Annotated in this window: 2 rRNA genes; both read right to left on the minus strand. The window is 49.0% G+C overall.

The features are described from left to right. Positions 1-78: 78 nt before the first annotated feature. Positions 79-188, minus strand: a 5S ribosomal RNA gene (rrf, locus tag OU683_RS16535). 168 nt (positions 189-356) lie between these two features. Beyond that, positions 357-2,552 (minus strand): 23S ribosomal RNA (locus OU683_RS16540); the annotation flags it as partial.

A 2,552-nucleotide genomic window follows, 5' to 3' on the forward strand; every position in this document is an offset into this window, starting at 1 on the left:
AGGAGGGGTGGCCGCAGGCCGGGGTGGTTTTAGGGCATAAAAAAACCCTTCATCAAATACATGATGAAGGGTTTAAAAGAAAGGCGGCGACATACTCTCCCACAAGATAGCAGTACCATCTGCGCTAACGGGCTTAACTTCTCTGTTCGGAATGGGAAGAGGTGAGCCCCGTTGCTATAACCACCTTAAGTCTTTAGTATGCAGTGTTCAGTGATCAGTTGGCAGTTAGCCGTGATTACTTACTAAATGTCATACCTAATGAGTTGACATAGTTGGAAAATAAAAATAATAAGAGAACATGAACAAGGTAATTTGAAGCTTTAGGTTGTTCCTCCCCGGTATTGCTACCGGGGAAGTGCACTAAGCTATACGGATTATTAGTATCACTCGGCTATGACATTACTGCCTTTACACCTGTGACCTATCAACGTGGTAGTCTCCCACGATCCTTAAAAGAAATCTCATCTTGTGGTGGGTTTCGCGCTTATATGCTTTCAGCGCTTATCCCTTCCCGACGTAGCTACCCAGCAGTGCTCCTGGCGGAACAACTGGTACACCAGAGGTCAGTCCAACTCGGTCCTCTCGTACTAGAGTCAGATCCACTCAAATTTCTAACGCCCACTGTAGATAGAGACCGAACTGTCTCACGACGTTCTGAACCCAGCTCGCGTGCCACTTTAATGGGCGAACAGCCCAACCCTTGGGACCTTCTCCAGCCCCAGGATGTGACGAGCCGACATCGAGGTGCCAAACCCCCCCGTCGATGTGAGCTCTTGGGGGAGATCAGCCTGTTATCCCCGGAGTACCTTTTATCCTTTGAGCGATGGCCCTTCCATGCGGAACCACCGGATCACTATGCTCTACTTTCGTACCTGATCGACCTGTATGTCTCTCAGTCAAGCTCCCTTATGCCATTGCACTCTACGCACGGTTACCAAGCGTGCTGAGGGAACCTTTAGAAGCCTCCGTTACTCTTTTGGAGGCGACCACCCCAGTCAAACTACCCACCAAGCACTGTCCTTCCAATGGAAGTTAGGCTTCAAACAAGTAAAGGGTGGTATTTCAACAATGACTCCACGATACCTGGCGATACCGCTTCAATGTCTCCCACCTATCCTACACATCACTTGTCCAAAGTCAATACTAAGCTATAGTAAAGGTTCACGGGGTCTTTTCGTCCCACAGCGGGTAATCGGCATCTTCACCGATACTACAATTTCACCGAGCTCATGGCTGAGACAGTGTCCAGATCGTTGCACCATTCGTGCAGGTCGGAACTTACCCGACAAGGAATTTCGCTACCTTAGGACCGTTATAGTTACGGCCGCCGTTTACTGGGGCTTCAATTCAATGCGTCGCCGAAGCTAACATCTCCTCTTAACCTTCCAGCACCGGGCAGGTGTCAGGCCCTATACATCATCTTTCGATTTAGCAGAGCCCTGTGTTTTTGATAAACAGTCGCCTGGACCTCTTCACTGCGGCCCATCCAATGGATGGGCGACCCTTCTCCCGAAGTTACGGGTCAATTTTGCCTAGTTCCTTAGCCATGAATCTCTCGAGCACCTTAGAATTCTCATCCCAACTACCTGTGTCGGTTTGCGGTACGGGCTGCTTTTGCTCGCTTTTCTTGGAAGTCGATATTCAGGATTATCACCGCCGCCGAAGCTTTGGTGTACTATCGGAGTGTTACCACATCCTTCAACGCACTATTCCGTCAGTGCGCACCTAATTCTCGCCTCCGTCACTTTTAACGCAAAGCAGGTACCAGAATATTAACTGGTTGTCCATCGACTACCCCTTTCGGGTTCGCCTTAGGCCCCGACTAACCCTCAGCTGATTAGCATAGCTGAGGAAACCTTAGTCTTTCGGTGTGCGGGTTTCTCGCCCGCATTATCGTTACTTATGCCTACATTTTCTTTTGTAACCGCTCCAGCATACCTCGCGGATACACCTTCTACGCTGTTACAATGCTCCCCTACCACTTATAACTAATGTTATAAATCCATAGCTTCGGTAGTATGTTTATGCCCGATTATTATCCATGCCGAACCGCTCGACTAGTGAGCTGTTACGCACTCTTTAAATGAATGGCTGCTTCCAAGCCAACATCCTAGCTGTCTAAGCAGTTCAACCGCGTTTTTTCAACTTAACATACATTTGGGGACCTTAGCTGATGGTCTGGGTTCTTTCCCTCTCGGACATGGACCTTAGCACCCATGCCCTCACTGATCAACATCATTTTATAGCATTCGGAGTTTGTCAGGAATTGGTAGGCGGTGAAGCCCCCGCATCCAATCAGTAGCTCTACCTCTATAAAACTAATTAATCGCTGCACCTAAATGCATTTCGGGGAGTACGAGCTATTTCCGAGTTTGATTGGCCTTTCACCCCTACCCTCAGGTCATCCCAAGACTTTTCAACGTCAACGGGTTCGGTCCTCCACTATGTGTTACCACAGCTTCAACCTGCCCAAGGGTAGATCACACGGTTTCGCGTCTAACACTACCAACTATAGTCGCCCTATTCAGACTCGCTTTCGCTACGGCTCCAGG

Origin of the sequence: Salinimicrobium sp. TH3, assembly GCF_026676115.1 — a bacterium.
Lineage (GTDB): Bacteria > Bacteroidota > Bacteroidia > Flavobacteriales > Flavobacteriaceae > Salinimicrobium.